The organism is Pelagicoccus albus (genome assembly GCF_014230145.1).
Lineage (GTDB): Bacteria > Verrucomicrobiota > Verrucomicrobiia > Opitutales > Opitutaceae > Pelagicoccus > Pelagicoccus albus.
The window spans coordinates 530879-548860 of sequence record NZ_JACHVC010000006.1; the positions used below are offsets into that span (position 1 = coordinate 530879).

17 protein-coding genes are annotated in these 17982 nt (G+C 51.3%); 10 read left to right on the plus strand and 7 right to left on the minus strand.

The features are described from left to right. The first annotated feature begins 59 nt into the window (after positions 1–59). The 4 genes from H5P27_RS05690 to H5P27_RS05705 all read left to right on the plus strand — a co-directional run bounded on the left by H5P27_RS05690 (position 60) and on the right by H5P27_RS05705 (position 3869). Positions 60–1289: an ABC transporter permease gene (locus tag H5P27_RS05690; RefSeq protein WP_185659404.1), complete on the plus strand. Its 1230-nt coding sequence runs from the start codon at positions 60–62 to the stop codon at positions 1287–1289. Continuing rightward, complete coding sequence (locus H5P27_RS05695; RefSeq protein WP_185659405.1) at positions 1282–1959, plus strand: ATP-binding cassette domain-containing protein; 678 nt, start codon at positions 1282–1284, stop codon at positions 1957–1959. The genes H5P27_RS05690 and H5P27_RS05695 overlap by 8 nt, the downstream gene beginning before the upstream one ends. Before the next feature lie 9 nt (positions 1960–1968). Then, positions 1969–3153, plus strand: a complete 1185-nt coding sequence (lpxB, locus tag H5P27_RS05700; protein ID WP_185659406.1) for a lipid-A-disaccharide synthase — start codon at positions 1969–1971, stop codon at positions 3151–3153. A 152-nt stretch (positions 3154–3305) separates the two neighbouring features. Beyond that, positions 3306–3869, plus strand: coding sequence for a hypothetical protein (locus tag H5P27_RS05705; protein WP_185659407.1), 564 nt, complete (start codon positions 3306–3308; stop codon positions 3867–3869). Positions 3870–3898: 29 nt separating this feature from the next. Here H5P27_RS05705 and H5P27_RS05710 read toward each other — a convergent pair whose 3' ends face one another. Both H5P27_RS05710 and H5P27_RS05715 read right to left on the minus strand, forming a co-directional pair. Beyond that, positions 3899–4042, minus strand: a complete 144-nt coding sequence (locus H5P27_RS05710) for a hypothetical protein (RefSeq protein WP_185659408.1) — start codon at positions 4040–4042, stop codon at positions 3899–3901. Between the two features lie 63 nt (positions 4043–4105). Further along, complete coding sequence (locus tag H5P27_RS05715; RefSeq protein ID WP_185659409.1) at positions 4106–5893, minus strand: DEAD/DEAH box helicase; 1788 nt, start codon at positions 5891–5893, stop codon at positions 4106–4108. A gap of 234 nt (positions 5894–6127) precedes the next feature. On the opposite strand from H5P27_RS05715, the gene H5P27_RS05720 reads away from it, so the two are divergent. From H5P27_RS05720 to H5P27_RS05730, 3 genes are all read left to right on the plus strand, one after another. Then, complete coding sequence (locus H5P27_RS05720; RefSeq protein ID WP_185659410.1) at positions 6128–6850, plus strand: spermidine synthase family protein; 723 nt, start codon at positions 6128–6130, stop codon at positions 6848–6850. Between the two features lie 75 nt (positions 6851–6925). Then, complete coding sequence (locus H5P27_RS05725) at positions 6926–7165, plus strand: RNA-binding S4 domain-containing protein (RefSeq protein ID WP_185659411.1); 240 nt, start codon at positions 6926–6928, stop codon at positions 7163–7165. Further along, entirely contained in the window at positions 7166–7411 is a 246-nt protein-coding gene (locus H5P27_RS05730) for a zinc ribbon domain-containing protein (protein ID WP_185659412.1), read from the plus strand. It abuts the gene before it with no gap. 11 nt (positions 7412–7422) lie between these two features. Here the strand turns inward: H5P27_RS05730 and H5P27_RS05735 are convergent, their stop codons facing one another. Beyond that, positions 7423–10824 carry a PKD domain-containing protein gene (locus H5P27_RS05735; RefSeq protein ID WP_185659413.1) on the minus strand — a complete coding sequence of 1134 codons (3402 nt, stop codon included), beginning with the start codon at positions 10822–10824 and terminating at the stop codon, positions 7423–7425. A 148-nt stretch (positions 10825–10972) separates the two neighbouring features. Between H5P27_RS05735 and H5P27_RS05740 the strand changes: the two genes are divergently transcribed. Continuing rightward, positions 10973–12220 carry an MFS transporter gene (locus tag H5P27_RS05740; RefSeq protein WP_185659414.1) on the plus strand — a complete coding sequence of 416 codons (1248 nt, stop codon included), beginning with the start codon at positions 10973–10975 and terminating at the stop codon, positions 12218–12220. Positions 12221–12303: 83 nt separating this feature from the next. Here the strand turns inward: H5P27_RS05740 and H5P27_RS05745 are convergent, their stop codons facing one another. Next, a complete protein-coding gene (locus H5P27_RS05745) occupies positions 12304–12636 on the minus strand; it encodes an energy transducer TonB family protein (protein WP_185659415.1) in 333 nt (110 codons plus the stop codon). Between the two features lie 350 nt (positions 12637–12986). On the opposite strand from H5P27_RS05745, the gene H5P27_RS05750 reads away from it, so the two are divergent. Then, on the plus strand, positions 12987–15605 hold the full coding sequence (locus H5P27_RS05750) for a zinc-dependent metalloprotease (RefSeq protein ID WP_185659416.1): 2619 nt from the start codon (positions 12987–12989) through the stop codon (positions 15603–15605). A gap of 199 nt (positions 15606–15804) precedes the next feature. Then, positions 15805–16026, plus strand: coding sequence for a Nif11-like leader peptide family natural product precursor (locus H5P27_RS05755; RefSeq protein WP_185659417.1), 222 nt, complete (start codon positions 15805–15807; stop codon positions 16024–16026). A gap of 54 nt (positions 16027–16080) precedes the next feature. Here H5P27_RS05755 and H5P27_RS05760 read toward each other — a convergent pair whose 3' ends face one another. The 3 genes from H5P27_RS05760 to mlaD are packed head-to-tail and all read right to left on the minus strand — an operon-like array spanning position 16081 to position 17964. Then, positions 16081–16833, minus strand: coding sequence for an MlaA family lipoprotein (locus H5P27_RS05760; RefSeq protein ID WP_185659418.1), 753 nt, complete (start codon positions 16831–16833; stop codon positions 16081–16083). 6 nt (positions 16834–16839) lie between these two features. Beyond that, on the minus strand, positions 16840–17445 hold the full coding sequence (locus H5P27_RS05765; protein WP_185659419.1) for an MlaC/ttg2D family ABC transporter substrate-binding protein: 606 nt from the start codon (positions 17443–17445) through the stop codon (positions 16840–16842). A 57-nt stretch (positions 17446–17502) separates the two neighbouring features. Next, positions 17503–17964 (minus strand): outer membrane lipid asymmetry maintenance protein MlaD, encoded by a 462-nt coding sequence (mlaD, locus tag H5P27_RS05770; protein WP_185659420.1) that lies wholly within the window; start codon positions 17962–17964, stop codon positions 17503–17505. Positions 17965–17982: the final 18 nt, after the last annotated feature.

Consider the following 17982-nt stretch of genomic DNA (forward strand, 5'->3'; position numbering starts at 1 on the left):
TCTTTTCAGCGCTTAAACTGGCTTGCTTCCGTAGCCCGCTTACCAATCCTATCGGCCAGATGCCTTGGTACCTCTATATCGCGATTCGCCATACCTTTCCGAAAGGAAAGCGTTTGCCGTTTTTCACGATCATGTCGGTAACAGGCGTCGTCCTCGGAACCATGGCCCTGGTGGTCGTATTGAGCGTCTTCAACGGTTTTGGTCATGCTATTCGTGAGGTGGTGGCGGATACGACCGGCGACCTAAAGGTAATGAACGGCCGTATTTTCGACGATTACGACGAAAAGATCGATCTCCTGGAGTCATCAGAACTGGTGGAAGCTGCAGCGCCATCGGCCTTTGGGGTTGTCATGTTGCAGGCGGGTAATCGGCCCATTTTTCCGCAAGTGCAAGGTGTCGATATCGACAAGGAACGGCAGATTGTACCCCTTGATGATTACGTGAAGTACGGTTCGCTTGAGGAGTTGGACGACGACTCGATTTTGATTAGCTCAGGGATCGCAAACACCTTGAGGCTAAGAGTCGGCGAGGAGGTCGATGTCTATACGCCACTGATGATTGAGCGGCTGAAGCAAAACGAGGTTCTTTTGCCGCGCTTGATGAGGGTGGCTGGCATTTTCGAGACTGGCTTCGCCAAAATCGACGAAAATACGATTATCACCACTCTGCGAACAATGCAGGATCTCTATGGGCTCGAGGATGGTGTGCACGCCCTGAAGGTTAAGCTGAAAGCGGGCGTTGATGCGACTTATGCGGCCCAAGAATTGCAAACGCTTGTGGAACCGCCCTTCCGAGTATCCACTTGGCTCGAAAGCAACGCGGAGTATCTGGCTATTATCCAATTTGAGAAGCGTATGATGTTCTTTCTGCTGCTAATAATCGTAGTGGTAGCCTCGTTCTCGATCGCGACTTCACTCTTCACATCGGTAGTCAAGAAGACGCGTGAGATTGGGTTGTTTGCGTCCATGGGAGCTACGAGTCGACAGATCGTTGCTTGCTTTGTACTTCAAGGTTTCTCGGTCGGGCTGGTGGGAACAGTGATCGGCTTTGGCCTGAGCTTTGCGATCCTTAGTATGCGCGAAACCATTACAGATACTATTTTCGGAATGCTCGGTGGTAAGGAACAGACTATGCAGTTCTACTTTTTCTCCGAATTGCCGGTGCACTATGTTCCGTCTGACTTAGCTTTGATAGCGGTGCTGACTATTTCGATCGCCACGCTCGCTGGCCTGGTACCTGCGGTAAAAGCGGGGCGTCTCAAACCTGTGGAGGCTTTACGCAGTGAGTGAGTTCGCCATCAAAGCCGAAGGCGTCGCCAAGTCCTATCAAACAGGCGAAACCACACTGGAAGTTCTCAGAGAGGTTTCTTTGTCCGTGAAAAAAGGCGAGTTTATCAGCATCCAGGGCGAATCTGGATGCGGGAAAACGACCTTGTTAAATGTGCTGGCTGGCATCGAGTCACCCGGCAACGGTTTTGTAGAGTGGGGTGGTGAGCGAATTGATGCCTTCGGGCGTAATGCCCTTGCCGTTAAACGAGGGAGATACCTCGGAATCGTATTCCAATCCTATTACCTAGTGCCGGAAATCGACTCTCTTCAAAACGTCCTTATGAGCCGCAGAATTCTGGGTGGGCGAATCGGCAAGTCGGAAATCGATGAAGCTCGGAGAATGTTGGAAAAGGTGGGCCTTGGCGATAGATGTCACCAAATGCCAAATACGCTTTCGGGAGGAGAGCGACAGCGTGTCGCGATAGCGAGAGCATTGCTTGTTAATCCAAATGTCGTTCTGGCTGATGAGCCAACTGGAAATTTAGACGAGGGAACCGGAAACCGCGTAATGTCCCAGCTTCGCGAGCTTTGCGAAGAGTTGGGCACGGCACTGGTTCTCGTAACGCATAACGCTGAACACGCTGCACTCGCGGATCGCCAGCTTACTTTATCCCAGGGATCTATTTCCTGAATTATTCTGATGTCCCATCCCAACGACCCTGATTTCTCCTTCGCTAGCCCAAACACGCAAACCGTGGATGTCTTGGTTGTGGCAGGAGAGCACTCTGGCGACGAGCATGCCGCCCGCATGATTACAGCGGCAAAGGACAAGTCCCCAGAGCTGAATGTTTGCGCAGTGGGAGGTAGGCACTTGGAGGCGGCTGGCGCTCAACTGCTTTTTGACCTGACTGAGTATTCAGTAATTGGATTCGTGGAGGTGCTAAAACACTACAAGGAGCTGAAGCGATTGTTCGATGAAATCGTTTCCTGGATTACTGAATACAGACCCAAGGTTGTAGTCTTTGTCGATTACCCAGGTTTGAATCTTCGTATTGCCAAAAAGCTGACAGAGGAGGGGATATCCTGCAAAGGCGGCGGCTCGACACGTTTGCTCCACTACATAAGTCCGCAGGTTTGGGCTTGGAAGGCTAAGCGCAAATACGAGATGGCAAAGATTCTGGACTCTCTGGCTGTCATTTTCCCGTTCGAGGTCGACGTTTTTGACGACACGGGTTTGGAAGCGCGTTTCGTTGGACATCCTTTCCTGTCCTCCGACTATGATTTGCCGGTTAGCTTTGCCCCGGATGGGCCTATCCTGCTTTTGCCTGGAAGTCGAAGAGGAGCCATTTCCCGCATAGCCCCGATGTTGTTTTCGGCGTTTGCAGAATGCTTGAAAAGCAAATCGAAGCTGACGGCGGTTTGCATCTACGCTACAGATGACCTCAAGGACCTGTTAGTGGAGATCTTAAAGGACTACCCCAGTGTAGCCGAACGAATTGAACTTGTTCCCAATACTGAAAACGTTGAGGCGAGAGCGGTGCTGACAAGTTCCGGGACTATGTCTCTGAATTGCGCTTTGGCGAATATCCCTGGAGCGGTCGTTTACCGAACTCACCCGGTCACCTACGTGATGGCGAAGTTTTTGGTAAAAGTGAAATACATTGGCATCGCCAACCTGCTTCTAGATAAGCCGCTCTATCCTGAGTATATCCAAGGAGCGGCGACGAAGAAGCGCTTGTCGTCGGAGTTGATCGATTGCATCGAGAATGTGGAACGTCTGCGGCAGACTCGAAATTGGGCTGCAGAATTGCGGGATCACCTTGATCAGCCTGACAATGGCGGCGTATCCGGATGGCTTTTGGATTACGTAGAGCGCGATTCTTAAGCCTCCTGCTGCGGTTGGCCCTAGTATGGGTTGGCCATTTTGGAACTTGGCAGGCCTTGGCTAGTCCCACATTACGGTCAAGTTGACGTTACGATTGACCGATTACATAGGTAGGATAGTAGGTAACATCGACAATTCCCCCAACCCCAAAGATGAGAATCCTAGCAGTATCAATTTTTTCCCTCTTACTGGCTCTCGGAAAGAGCGTGGGTCAGCCGAGCATGCTCGAGCTGCCCAAACCACACTTTGTGTATCCGAAGGGATTTGAGGTCGTAAACGCCAAACAAGCGGCTGAGCTATTAGGCACTGAAACGCTTCCCATGATCACGACGGTTAGCGAAACGGGGGAAACGGTTATCACCTATGATTCCGAGTACCATCCAGACAAGGGATTGAAGCTGGAGAAGCTAAAGTCCGTATTGCCAGGACTGCTCAAAGAGCAATCGCCCAACATAAACTGGCTCGCCTACGATTATACGAAATTCGACGGAGATACTTGGATCTATGGAGAATTCAACTCCTCCAATCCAGAAGACAATCGCTACAATATCATCATGCAGACGGTGAAGAACGACATGCTCTTCAACGTGAATGTGGCCTCGACCCGGGAAGAGTTTGCTCGAATCGGCGAAGAGATTCGAGCCTGCCTAGCGGAGACGACGCTCAAAGTGCAGGCCATCAATCTCCAGCCATCTTTCGAAGAAAGCAGTCAATAGCCGCCTCTATCGACGGGGATTTGATTTGGCTAGTCGTCGCTGCAGCAGCTATCGCACGATTCGACGTAACAAGCGTCGCACAGCTTCAATGATCCGGTTTTCTCTTCGATAGAGGCGCCGCAACGTTCGCACTCAGGCTTTTGCTCGTCTTCGATTGTTTTCGCTTCCTTCATCAGAGAGATTGGTAACTAAAAAAAAGCCGCTTTCGTCATTGGGAAAGCGGCTTGGAATTAAAATTACTTCTCGAAGTGGTTGCGTCGTTTTTCGACTACGCGACTCATTTGGAGCTGCTGGCCGGATACCCAGGCCTTCTTCAAAACCTTGAGAACTTCCTTCGGCATGCCTTTGGGAAGGTCCACAGTGCTGTGGTCGTCGAAGATGTCGATTCGGCCAATGTATTTAGCCTCCAGACCGGCTTCGTTGGCAATAGCTCCCACGATGTTGCCAGGTTTGACTTGGTGGTTGTGGCCCACTTCGACTCGGAAACGCTCTACATCGGCAGACGGCGCGGGGGCATCGCTCTTGCGGTCGGGGCGTGCTCGAGGGGCATCTCCATCACGGACGGGACGCTCGCGACGTGGACCTCTGTCCCGTTCGCGGCCGAAATCGCGGTCCTGTCTGGATCCACGGGATTCGCGAGGTGAGCGTGACTCCCGGTTGTCTTGGAATGAGGGGCTGCTGGATGAAATGCCCGACGGCAGGCTTTTGCCGGCCTGCAACATCTTTAGGAGCACGGCGGCCAAAGTTTCGGCGTCAGTTTCCAGATTGGCAATGGCGTCTGTGATAGCGGTGCGCTCGCGATTGAATTTCCCCTCAGTGATTATGTCCCCGATTTTCTTCTCAAGTTTCGCCTGGCGAATCTCGGCTATGAGGGCGCGGGATGGAGGCGGCATCGGCTGCATTTGCTGACGAGTCGCATCTTCGATATTGCGGAGTTTACGGAAGTCGCGGCGGGTGAGAAGGAGAATGGCCTCTCCGCTACGTCCCGCTCTTCCGGCTCTACCGATTCGGTGAATGTAGGGCTCTGCGTCGTCGGGTATGTCGAAATTGAAAACGTGGGAAATTCGGTCCACATCCAATCCGCGGGCTGCCACATCGGTAGCGACCAGAATGTCGATTTTTCCCTCTTTAAGCAGAGCGACTGCCTTTTCGCGGCGGCCTTGGGAGATATCGCCGTGGATAGCTTCGACGGAATGACCGTTCTGAGCCAGTTCCTCCGCGACTTCGCTGGCGGCAGATTTGGTGCGGGTAAAGACGATCGCCGCGTCACGCTCTTCCGTTTCCAGCAAATCGCCGAGAACCTCGATCTTGTGCCGCATGCCGTTGCACTTGATGAAGCGCTGGCGGACTGTCGAAACTGTGGCGGTGCTTGCCTTGATCGCTACGGTGACTGGGTCCTTGAGCTGCTTTTTGGCGATTGCGGCGATGCGCGGAGGCATGGTTGCCGAGAAGAGGGCGGTTTGGCGTTCTGCGGGCGTATGCTCGAGAATCCACTCCACATCTTCGATAAAGCCCATGCGAAGCATTTCGTCGGCTTCGTCCAGGACCACGTGAGAAATGCGGGAGAGGTCTAGGCTACCACGACGAATGTGGTCCATGATGCGGCCCGGCGTCCCCACCACAATGGCAGGTTTGCGGTCGAGCTCGCGGAATTGGCGAGTGAAGTCGGTTCCGCCGTAGATTGCGGTCACGTGCAATCTTTTGACCATGCGACCATAGTTGGAGATCGATTCGGCAACTTGAAGCGCCAGTTCACGAGTAGGAGCCAAGATGATGGCTTTGGGCCCCTCATCCTTCGGGTCCAACATGGAGAGCAGTGGGAGCGCGAACGCAGCAGTTTTACCAGTACCGGTCTGGGCCTGTCCTATGAGGTCGCGTCCAGAGAGGACGACCGGGATGGCTTTGGCCTGGATAGGCGAGGGCGTTTCGTAACCGATTTCGACGAGGGCGTCTTGTACCGGTTGGCTTAGAGATAGGTCCGCGAAGCGGACAGAATTATTCTGTTCGTTATCTTGTTCAGACATGGTCTGCATTTTGGCTATTGGACCGTATTGCGAATCTTTCGCTCGATACGGTTCGAATTATAAGCCGGCAGCCTTCAATTGTCCCAACAAGTAGCCCCAGCTCACGATGTGAAGCTGCGGACCCGTGACAGGAAAGTAGGAAAGAGCAAGGTAAATGTTTGGAAATCTGCGTGTCTCAGCGCTTTGGGCCGATTTTAATTGTCGTCATTCCTGCCGGACCGCCATTTTCGAATTATGGGATTCGACTACGAAGAACTGGACTTTCAGCCGACCGAACTCGGTGACTTGATGCTGCGAAGAAGGCGGCTGCCCCAGTTGGGCGAGGTGGACATCTTCGAGGTGAAGCTCGGCGACTACTTTCTGATGTCTAGCCTTTATCACGAAGCGGAATGGCAGCTATCGAAACTCGGTCTGGCTGAAGCGGACGGGGAGGAATTGGATGTGGTGGTCGGCGGATTAGGCCTTGGGTACACGGCGGTATCTGCTTTGGAAGATCCGAGAGTGAAGTCCTTGGTGGTGGTGGATTATTTGGCTCCGGTTATCGAATGGCACAAGAAGGGTCTCGTTCCGATGGGGGAGTCATTGAACTTGGACGAACGCTGCCGTTTGGCCCACGGAGACTTCTTCGCTCTTTCGAGGGATACCAGCAAGAGTTTCGACCCTCGTGAGCCAGATAAGCTGCACGACGCGATCCTTCTGGATATCGACCACACCCCCACAAACGTTTTGCATCAGACTAACACTCGTTTCTACACCCAGGAGGGCTTGCTGGAACTTGCCGAACATCTGAAGCCTCACGGCGTTTTCGCTCTCTGGGCAGATGGCGAACCGGAAGCCGAATTCACGGCTCACTTGAAATCAGTTTTCCCGCATGCGGAGGCTCACAAAGTCGTTTTTCCAAATCCAGTGACGAAAACGGATTCTTGCGGAGCCGTGTACGTGGCCAAAAAAGCGTGAGGCTTGGTAGCGATTTTCTCGCCTCCTCCAAAATCTATTATTGCCGGTTTAAAAACGGAAACTAATTTCTTATCGATGACTGAGGAGCCAATATCGGAAAAGCGTGAAGTGCGATTGAGAGCTGAATTCGTGGAGCTCAACAAATTGTTGAAGTTTGAGAATGTAGTGATGAGTGGTGGAGAGGCCAAGGTCGCTATTAGCAATGGCCATGTGCTGGTAAATGGCGAAGTGGAATTACGGATACGGCGTAAGCTTGTCGCTGGAGATCGAGTATTTGTGGCCGGCACTGAATTTTCTATCCTCCCCTCTGCTTGAATGAGTTTCAAGCCACCAGGCTACTGCCCAAACTGTGGTGAGTACGTCGAGCAGGGGGCTGCCGCCTGTGAAAGCTGTGGGAGCTGCGAGGAGACTGGTTGGAATGAAGATGCGATTTACGGCGGCCTAGACTTACCTACCTATGATGAGGAATCGTCGACTGACCAATCATCCTCGAAGGTATGGGGAGCAATCGTGAGCCTCATCTTACTTTGTATGCTTATCTACGCTTTTGTCTTTCGGTAGGTGAGCTACCACTACAAACGAAAGGCAATGCGGAAAAATGCCTTATCGGATTCTGGATAGCTTTGAGTTGTTGTAAGCTCCAAAAGCGATTCGCTGTCGACGGATTTCGTAGTTGAGACTTCTGTCCAATTCTCCAGGTCATTCGATAGCTCGAGGGTTACGATGACGTCTGATAGGGCAAAACGTGGAATGGATGCGATGATTTGATCACCAGCATCTCTTCCAATGCTAGGAAGCTGCGGCACGGAGTTCGGATTGCTCGGATCGCTGCCCAGGGCATATTCCATAAAGTTGGTTGCCCAATCTCCATCTGGATTGTTGTCAGCACCTTGCTGTGTGCTGCTGGAAAAGTATCCAGATATCCACGATTCGTATTCGGATTCTGTCGCCGTGGAGAAAGGGGCGGACTGGACAATGAGGCCATTGTCTCCGATTGAGATAAATGTATTGGAGAAAAATATCCGGTCGTTGTATTCGTTTTCCGATTCCCCAGCTGGCTGCCAAGTTTGGCCGTCCGACGAAAGAAAATCTCTGGCTGATCTGCTGTCTTGTTCGTCGGGGCGGAAGTGGGCGGAATATACTCCATTGCCGTAGGCAAAGGCACTCGCCTCAAAATCTGAATTCGGCGAGTTGTTCGACCAGCTTTGCCCTGAGTCTTCAGAAAAAACTATGCCTGCCGCAAAGCCGGATCCAACGAGCTGTCCGTTTAGTAGCGAGAGGACATCTAGCCCATACCAGCCGAGCAAACCGCTATCGCTTGGATCAATTTTTGTCCAAGTTGTCCCATCGACGCTGGTCATGATTACCAAACGTTCGCTTAGGTCGGTTTGTGAGAAATCGTATCCACCCAATACGTACTGAGTGCCATCCCAAATGATGCTAGCGCCATCGGGTCCTCCTGAGGCGAAAGCGAGAGGATCCAAACCTATATCTTGGATTGTCCATGATCCTTGAGGGTCTCTTACACGCAGTTTACCATCGGATTGGATGGCGATAGCCGTTTCAGTAGCAGGGTTGTAGGCCACGCTAAGGATACCCCAGTTGGGAATCTCTTCGTCGGTTTGCAGCTCTTCGGTCCAAAACTCCCCAGTTTGAGAAGTTTGAACGGAGCCGACCCATCCTTCGATGCCCCAGTTGTAGTCCATACCCACCGCGAGGTATTCGCTACCAGTCCAGATCATTTCATGGATTTTCAGATTGCTGTTTAGACTACCTTGATCGGTCCAAGTGACTCCGTCTGCGGAACGCAAAAATACTCCATCATCTCCAGCTGCGACCACAAAACTCCCATCGGTGGCGAGGCTAGTCAGTCGGGCGGAGGTACCTGAGGTACGCGTCGTAGTTTCCGTTGTGGGATCGGATACTTCGATGGTCGCTTGTTGCGTGAAGGTTCCGCCTTTTTGGTCGGATACCGTTAATGTAAGGGTGTAACTTCCGCCAACAGGGAAGGAGTGATCTATCGACGCTTCGCTTAACTCGACCGTTCCATCGCCAAAATCCCAATGATAGCTCAGATCGTCTCCATCGGGATCGGACCCATTAAACGAAAAGGGGATCGGTGATCGTGCGGTTCCGGAGTTCGTGGCCGTTAGAGTTCCGCTCGGAGATTGGTTGGAGGGGAAGTCTCCGAAGTTGACGGATACGTCGATGTAGGCCCCGTATGAGTCGGTGCCGTATTCCAATGGAGTGATATGAACTCCCGCCAGCTCGTCCGAGTAAGTTTTTCCTATCGTTAGGCCAGCGTCTGTCTTGCCAGAGGCGGACAGCGGGGTGGTGTCGACGAGGTTGGTCTGGTTGTTGTAGGTACCGGGCTGCTGCCAGGTCAGGTAGGCTCCGCGGTTAAGATTGGCGATGCCTGGATATTCTTGCCGCAAACCTAGCCAGTAGTATCCGCCAGCTTCGGATTTTTTGATTCTGAGAGCCTGTAGTCCAGATGCTGATACGTTGTCGAAGGCGTATATTCTATAGGTTCCGTTGTCCGACTCTGAGCTTAGATCAGACCAGGATGAGCTATCTATCCAGTCTAGATACTCCTTGGCGGCCATATTGAAATGTCCGCTTTCCAGCCCACCGCTACCCATAATGTCGAAGATATCTCCATAGTCGATGCTTGAGCCAGAGGGGGACACTGGGTCGCTAGAGTTTCCGAAGTCCCAATAGAGAGCGTGCGACAGGCCATAGTTGTGTCCCAGTTCGTGTACTATCGTTTCCGCATCGACAGATCCTTGAAGCCATTGCTCCCTGCCACCTACACTCGCGAGTCCAGCCCATGAAAAGCCTATGTCTGGAAAGCTAATGGCCACATGGTCGTAAATCGTATTTGGATTCGGATTACCGTCAGCGATGTAAGCGGCAACCGCGTCATCGTAAAGGTCGTCGGAATCGGAGTAATTGGCGCTGTTTGAGAGTTGGTAGACTTTGTCAGTAACGGTGCCTGAAACTGTGGATTTATTGTAGGAGTAATAGGCCAGAGTAGGAGAGACGTGTGTGTCCAAAAGGTTCTGCAGGGAATCTTTCTCAAAAGGTGTCCCTTCGATGTTGGAGAATTCGACGCGGATGATTAGATAGTCCCTTGTCTCATCGGTTGAAACGCTTTGGGTGGCGATCGAGGATTCCATCTCAATCGGGTAGCCAACCGATTTTAGTCGGGCTTGATAGGCTGAGCTACCTGTTGTTAAACCGGGCCTCGTATCCTCGCTGGACAGTTTAGATTCCAATGATTGGAGTTGCTCGTAGTCGGAAAACTCGAAAAGGGAACCGCCTGAGATTGCGTAGATCGAGCGATCGTTTGGATCTTTGTTGGTGGCGATTGTGGCTTGAGTTAGCTTAGACTTGGCCCAGATCAGATCGGCATCCTCTACCACCTGGAAAACGTCTTTTCGGATCACCGCGATACCGTCGAGCTCGATGCCTTGGAGAGGAATTCCTTCTTTGCTCACAGGAAGGCGGTTATTTTGCGTGAGGACAACTTGGATACGGCGACCGGAGGAATCGACGATGAACCGCTCTACTTTACCTTGGTGAGATTTATGATCGCAAATGGCCCGAACTTGGTAGTCGACTATGTCGCTAAAGGGGCGTTCGACCATGCCTTTCACCAGGTCAGGTAAACTTTCAAATTCACCGTAAGAGAGAGCTTCTCGCAAGGCTTCTTCAGGCGAGTAAGAAATTAGCTCTTTCATGTGCCTGCGGCGCTCTAAGGCCCATGTCCTTAACTCCTTGTCCGAAAACTGATTTAGATCAGGCAGGCTGCTTGCCTCGTTTGCTTTTCCTTTTTCGCTCTGAATTGGATACACTCGAAGCGTTTCGTCTCGATCCAAAGTGGATTCAAAGTGTCCCCATTGGGAAACGAAAATGGCTGTGGCTAAAAATACGCCAACCAACGATATGGCTTTTCGGGGAGTTGGGTTCATGTGGTGGGCAAAATTGAGGCGTTCGTTGAGAGACTAGTCGGAGAGGAGGCGTTGATTGCTGGATTAGGAAGAGTCGGGTCTTTGACCTCTTGTTCATCGACTGCGAAGGAGGATGACCGAGTCAAAAAACTGATAATTTGGCTTCTTTGTGGTCGATCTAAGCGTAGGGTCTTCATTCATGGGGCCTGATGCTGCACTTATTAAGAAGACCTTCCGCTGGGATTGCCTGCGGGGCGGCATGTATGGAGTCGTTGAAACGGGGTGGGGCGGTTTCGCCTTGGTAATCGCGATAGGCTTCTTTCAGGCCCAAGATTGGGTAAAGGGGCTCGTTGCAGCGGCCACCCCTTTTGGTCTTTTGTTCAATCCCATAAGTTTGAGCTTTTTCGTTAAGTCGGGATGGCGAGCTGGCTCTATTGCTTCGGTCCTCGCTGTAGTTTCCGGAGCGTTAATGTTAGCGGGAAGCTTCGCGGACAGTCTTTGGGGCTTTCTGGTCCCCGTATGCCTTGCCTTTGCGGTTTCGGCTCAAACCATGCCCCTTTTGGTCCAGATTTGGACGAGCAACTATCCGTCTGACAAACGAGGTTCCTATCTCTCCATCAGTCTGATGGTGAGTATCTTTGCGGCTTTCGTGACCAGTGTGAGCGGTGGATGGCTACTGGACCGCGATATCTCCATGTACCGTTGGGTTCTGATCGCTCTGTCGTTTGGGTACTTTATGACCGGCGTTGCTCTGTCCCAAATTCCAACTACGCCATTAAGGCGTGGCGTAGCAGAAAACCCGCTCAGGAACTTCGGATATGTCGTGGAAGACAAGAAGTTCGGGCTAATGTTGTTGAGTTGGATGTTTTTGGGATTTGGTAACCTGATGGTCTTGCCTCTACGAGTGGAGTATCTGCTGCAACCCGAGTATGGAATCGAAGCGAGCAAGTTGGTCGTCATGATGGCGACGATAGGAGTGCCAGCCTTTTTCAGGTTTATAAGCTCTCGGATGTGGGGGTATCTTTTTGATCATATCGACTTCATGATTCTACGTGCGGTATTAAACGTTTTGATTATGATTTCGATCGGTCTATTTCTAACTACCAAAGACCTTTGGGTTATCTTTTCCGCTTCTGCGGTTCTCGGCACCGCCATGGCAGGGGCGAACATCTCGTGGAGTCTATGGGTGACTAAGTTCGCAACACCTGAACGAACGCCCGCCTACATGAGTATACACTCTTTCACTACGGGTGTGCGTGGAGTTTTGGCTCCCTTTCTTGGATTCTATCTTATATCCTATTTAGGAGCTACGGGGACAGCGGTCACGGGAGTGACCCTCGTATTCATATCTATCCTGATCGTTGCCGTCATGTATATCGGGCTACGCAAGAAAACTCGCCAGGTAGAAGACTCTTAATCCAGGAATGTACCTGAATTTGGATACGGAAAAGGCGTTTCCCGAAATCGGGAAACGCCTTTCGAAATTGGGTTTTCGGGAGTTTATCCTTTGAACTTGAAAGGTACGTTGATCTTGCAAGCGATCGCAGAGCCACCCTTTTTAGCTGGATTGAAGCGCCATTGCTTAACTGCGTCTAGCACTTGGGAATCGAGAGCGTTGTCGGTGGACTTGCTGATTTCAGCTCCTGTCACGAATCCCTTCTCGTCGATGTTGAGGGTCGCCATAACCATCCCGGTGATTTTCTGAGGATTTTCTGGAGCGACGCTCTTCTTCACGGATGGTTGCTCGTCCCAGTCCTCTGCGTTTACGGCAGGAAGCATGGTGAATGCGAGTGCGGCTAGCAAGAATGCGTGGATAGCTGACTTGATCTTCATGGTAGTTGTTTTCTTTGGATTACTTGGAATGGGAATTAGTGATTACAATGGAATGTTGTCCCTCCCTTGATCGGCAGCTTTTCCCTGAGGGAGTAGAGAAATCGTGCGTAGAACGCAAAATTCCCGAACAGTTTTGAATCTAATCACCAAACTTCCTGCTAATGCCCTAGCTCTATCGTGGAAGTTACTCATGGGGCGCCTTGGGTAGTGGCGCTCACTATGGCACAAAGCTCCATCTGAGCCTGTCGCTTGGCCGAGAACTTTTGTCCTAAACGTAAAGAAAGTTTTTGAAGCCAGCCTTTGTAAAATTTTGGGCGTGATTAATTTGTCCGCCTTGTAAGGATGGCCCGATGAATTTGCTAAGAGTGACCCTCCTTACATTGGTAGCTACATTCGTATTGGCCTGCTCGGCACAATCAGCGAAGCAGAAGTCGGGTCCACCGCTAGAGGTTTCGGGCAAATCAAGAATCGCTATTCCGGAGGCTGCCTTCGGTAAGGAATATCTGCTTTCAACCTCCTTGATACCACAATCGGGAGCTCCAACCAGCAGCGGTATGAATGGTCGAGTGGTTCTGTTTGAATTGTTCGAAGACGGGGTGGATCTCTACGAGACCACTACGGGGCAGGTGGTGACCGATGAGTTGCCGGCGAGGCGCTTGCTGACTACGTTTCCGATCGTCGAAAAGGATGGAGGCGACGTCGTAATAGACTTCAATGCAGGCATGAAGAGTCTCGCTCTTGGCGGTTGGTATTCGATCGGCGTGGAGGGATTCGACCCGAGGATTTTTGACCGTTCCGCTGAGCTATCTCAGTCTCGTGTTTTTGAGGTTCTCAAAAAAGGTTCTATTCTTAGTATTCGCCAATCGGTCAGGGCTCGTAGCAGAGAGAGCGATGCTGACTTGGAGTCGCGTTTCGAAGTTAAGTACTTCCTCTCTCCTTACACTCCCGGGGATTTCGTCCCACGTGAGATGCATCCAGACGAATCCAAATATGCCCGCTTTTTTACGGGGGCCAAGACCTTGGAACTGGACTCGGGCCGCGTGACTCAGAGCTTGAGTCGTTTCGAAATCGAAGACCCAATCGTATTCTACTACAGCGAAAACACTCCAGAGGAGCTAGAGGAGGCGGTGGTAGATGGTATCCTTTACTGGAACAAAGCTTTCGGAAAAACCTTGGTGGAGGCCAAAAAGGCTCCCGAGGGAGTTTCCGCTCCGGATCCGTCCATGAATATAATCCAATGGGTGCCTTGGGATCGCGCCGGTTTCGCTTACGCAGATGCTTTGGTGGATCCACTCACGGGCCAGACGATGCACGGCCAAGCATACTTGACGAGTGCCTTCGACTTTTTAGGCAAGGTCCGAGCTCGTCGCATGTTACGGAGCTTGCGTGCGATCGTAGACGAGGCCGAAGAAAAGCCGAAGGAGGAGACAGATGGGGAAGACCACCTTTTCTTCGCCCACACACTCTGCAGTCTCGATCCGGTCGCGATAGCGGCTGAGATGTCTGAAGGATTAGAAAAGCTCCTGGCTGATCCGGAACTTTCGGAAGAGGCCATCATCAAGATTGCCCAAGACTACGTCCGTGAAGTTACCGCTCACGAGGTTGGCCACATCCTTGGTTTGCGCCACAATTTCGCGGGCAGTCTATCCGCCGATATGACTCCGCAGGAGCTGGACCAATTTATGAAGGACTATCTCGCCGGTGAAGACTTGAGCGAGTACGAAAAAAAGACGGTGAGTACCAGCGTCATGGAGTATTCGATTTTCGACGCCGCTGTATTCGAAGGCTGGTTCATCAAAAACGCTCAAGAAGCACTGCCACATGACGCAGCGGCAATCCGGTGGGGTTATTTCGAAGACAAATCCGTAGTCGAAGAGGAGATGCTCTTTGGTTCGGAGGAAGAAACGGCAGGCTACGCAGACGTATTGCGTTTCGATTACGGAACAGGTCCGGTCGAGGCTTCTTACCGTGATATTTCCCAGAGCATAGACAATCTGCCTAACTCGATCATCGAGCGTTTTATATCCGCGAAAGCTCCGGAAGATCCTCGCGATCGGATGAAGCTAGAATCGGTTGAATTGAGCGTTGGACGATATGCATCTTTGATCTCTGGACCAACCTCCCAACTGCTGAAGTGGTTCAGCAAGGAAACGCGTTCGATCGAAGTTGAAAATGAATTCGATGTGATCGGTGACATCAACGAAGAGGAGCGTTTGGAAGCTCATTGGAAGTATCTTGAAGATCAATTGGAGAAGTTGGGCGGAGTGGACCAGGTCTTGTTCAGCTACCTCCCCGTGGAGTTTGGAGCTAAAGTTAAAGAGAAGCTTGAGGGGGTAGACGTAGCCGAACGAATCGATGCCGAGAAGCTACACAAGAAACTAAAGGAGCTGCTCGAGACGGAGGCATACAGCTCTTTTATTGGATTGGATGGCGAAAGCTACCAATGGTCGGATGAGGAAAAGGAGATCATTCTAAGTAGGAGCAAAACGCTTTTTGACAAATTGGAGTCTGAGGTCCTTCTCCATGTACTCAGTAACTACGAAAAAGCGCCTCGCGATCTGGGCCTCGCAGCCACAGGAAACCTATCTGACGAAGATTCCGTCGCTCGCCTCGAGACTTTGATAATAGACCTAGCCAAGAAGGTGATTCTGGAGCGGTCGAAAGACGACCGGATAAAAGGGAAGGTCGACAAGGCGTTCGTGGAGGTGCCTGATTTCAAATACGATTATGAGATCCGCCTTGCGGCTGCGAAAGCCCTCAACGACAAGACCGGTTCGTTCGAATCGTGGTCAAAGGAGGCCAAGCAGGAGCTTCATCAAGCGCTCAAAAAGGCGGTCGAGGACTCATTGAATATTGGACTATTCAAGGACTTTAGCGACAAGCTGCTCTCACGTTCATTGCGCGAGTGGTACATTCGTGAGCAGAATCTGCTCAAATTGTTGCCACCCGATCCCAAAAGCGGGAACTAGAACCAATAAGGCTCTGCGCCCAAAAGGAGTAGGACCGCGATTCCAGCCTCCACTTTTCCGGTACTAATCGTATCCATTATGTGGATTAATTAGTACTGCTCTCTTTTGTGCAAACGAGCCTCGTGGTGTGTCGACTGCTAAGGCGGAGCTGCCACCAAGCAGGTCGCAAGGGGTGGTTTAGCATCAAACTAGTTACGTAATGTCGAAAGAGAATGTAGAGAAACTATTGTTGGCTGGAGGATCGGATAAGAAGATCCGGGCCAAGTACAACACGATCGAAACGAAGGAGAAGTTCGTATCGATCGCCAAAGAAGACGGCTACGAGTTCACGATCCCGGAATTGGATGAGTTCCTCGATGAAGAAGGGTTGGACTTCGAATGCTCTGGGAACCCTCGTTCCCGCCAGGTTTGGCTCCGCTAGTTACTGATATTCCTATGGGACGGCTCATGTGGGCCGTCCCATTTTTTTTAGATTTTATTCAGAGATCTGGATCGCTCTTCTCTGGGCGTACGCATCTCTAACGGAAGCGTAGGGATCGATGGCCGACCGCTTCATTGAATCGTAAAGATTCATCAGACTGGGAAACTGGTTCACGACCTCTACGGTGCGAATCACCATCCGGTCCGTCGAATCGTCAATGACAGTATTGGGCGACGGGATAGGCTCGATCGCATCGTCGACAAAATCAGAAGCGAAATCGCGAAGGCTGCTAGGGCCCAGTATTGGAAGCACGATATAGAATCCGTGCTTAACGCCCCAGCTACCCAAAGCTTGTCCGAAGTCTTCTTTGTTCGTTTGCAAACTCGGGATTTTGTCGGAGACCCGGAAAATGCCACCGATTCCAACGGTTGTGTTTACCACGAATTGCCCGGTCTCTTTACTGGCTTCTCCGAAGCGTCCTTGGAGAACGTTTCCGACGAAGCGAGAGGGGAACTTCAGGTTTGTAAATACGTTCGTGATGCTGCGCTCGACCGGGTCGGGCATTACTCGGGCATATGCGTTTGCAAAAGGCCGACCGAAAGTGGCGTAGACCTCGTCGTTGAAATCGAATATCGCCCGATTTACCTTTTCGAAAGGATCGTGAATAGAGGGGGCTTCCTCCATTTCGAAATCCTCCTCGAACAAGTCGTCCAGCTGCAGACCCTCGTCATCTTGAGCAATGCTTAGGTGGGCTAGTCCTGTTGTGAAGAGTAGGGCTAGCGTACAAAGGGCTGAATTGCTTTTCATCGCCTTCTACTTGTCGTAAGCCGCTATCTTCTCTTTCAGCAGGTCGAGAAGGTCTTTGGCGGTCTTGGTCTGGAAGTGCTCGTCGAACTGTCTCCGGTAGTTTGCCACTAAGCTCGTACCTTCGATGAGGATATCATAGACCTGCCAACCGCGACCGCTGATATTTGCCAGCCTGTAGCTGACCGAAACTAGATTGTTTTTATAGCTTACCGTGGTGAAAATCTCGATCTTGTTGGATCCGAGCTCCTCTGTTTTTACGACGTTCACCTCGGGCTTTTTTGCTCCGGTCAATTCGTTCGTGTAGGCCTTAATCAACAGGTCGGTGATTAGGGTTGTTATCTGGTCTTGCTGGCCTTCGTTGAGAGCGGTCCAGTTTCTTCCGAGGGTTCTCCTAATAATGATGTCGAAGGAGAACTGTTTCTGCAGTGTGGACAATATCTGCTCGCCCTTGTCCTCAACGGAAACTTCGGGGCCCTGATGCAGGATATTTATTACGTCGTTAATGGTGTTTTCCAGCAGAACCTGCGGAGTCTCTTCAGCCTTTCCGACTGATTGAGAGGCTAGCGCTGTCCAGAGCAGAGCCAAAAAGGCGAGTGGTTTGATCGATTTCATCTAGAAGGTAGTTTGATTGGTTTGGTCAGACGAAAGTAAAGTAGCTGAGGGTTCCGCCTATTCTTCCGTTACGGAGCCAAAGGCGAATTTGCTGATAAGATTTTCAATGTCTAAGGCCGGTTCGGTATCCACAATCTTGTCACCGGCTTCCAGGGGAAAGCCTATGCCAGGAGTGCCCGGGTAGATGGAGATGTATTTGTCGCCGATAAGGCCGTTGGTCTTGATGGCTGCGGTCGCATCGTCGAATAGCTCAATGTCTCCGTTTATGCGGAGCTCAACTTCGGCTTTGAGGGTTTCGGAGTTAAGCGTAATAGGTCCCACAGTACCTATCTTAACGCCTGCGATCGTGATATTGCTGCCGGAACTTAGGCCTCCTATATTGGAAAATATGGCGGTAACGGTCTGGGAGTCTTTTCCGACCAACCGGCTGCTACCGATCTGGACTGCCATATAGACGATGGCACAGAGGCCAATTATCACGAAAAGTCCGACTGAAAAATCGATTTTCTTGCTGTTCATTTGAATAGGTTAGAAGGC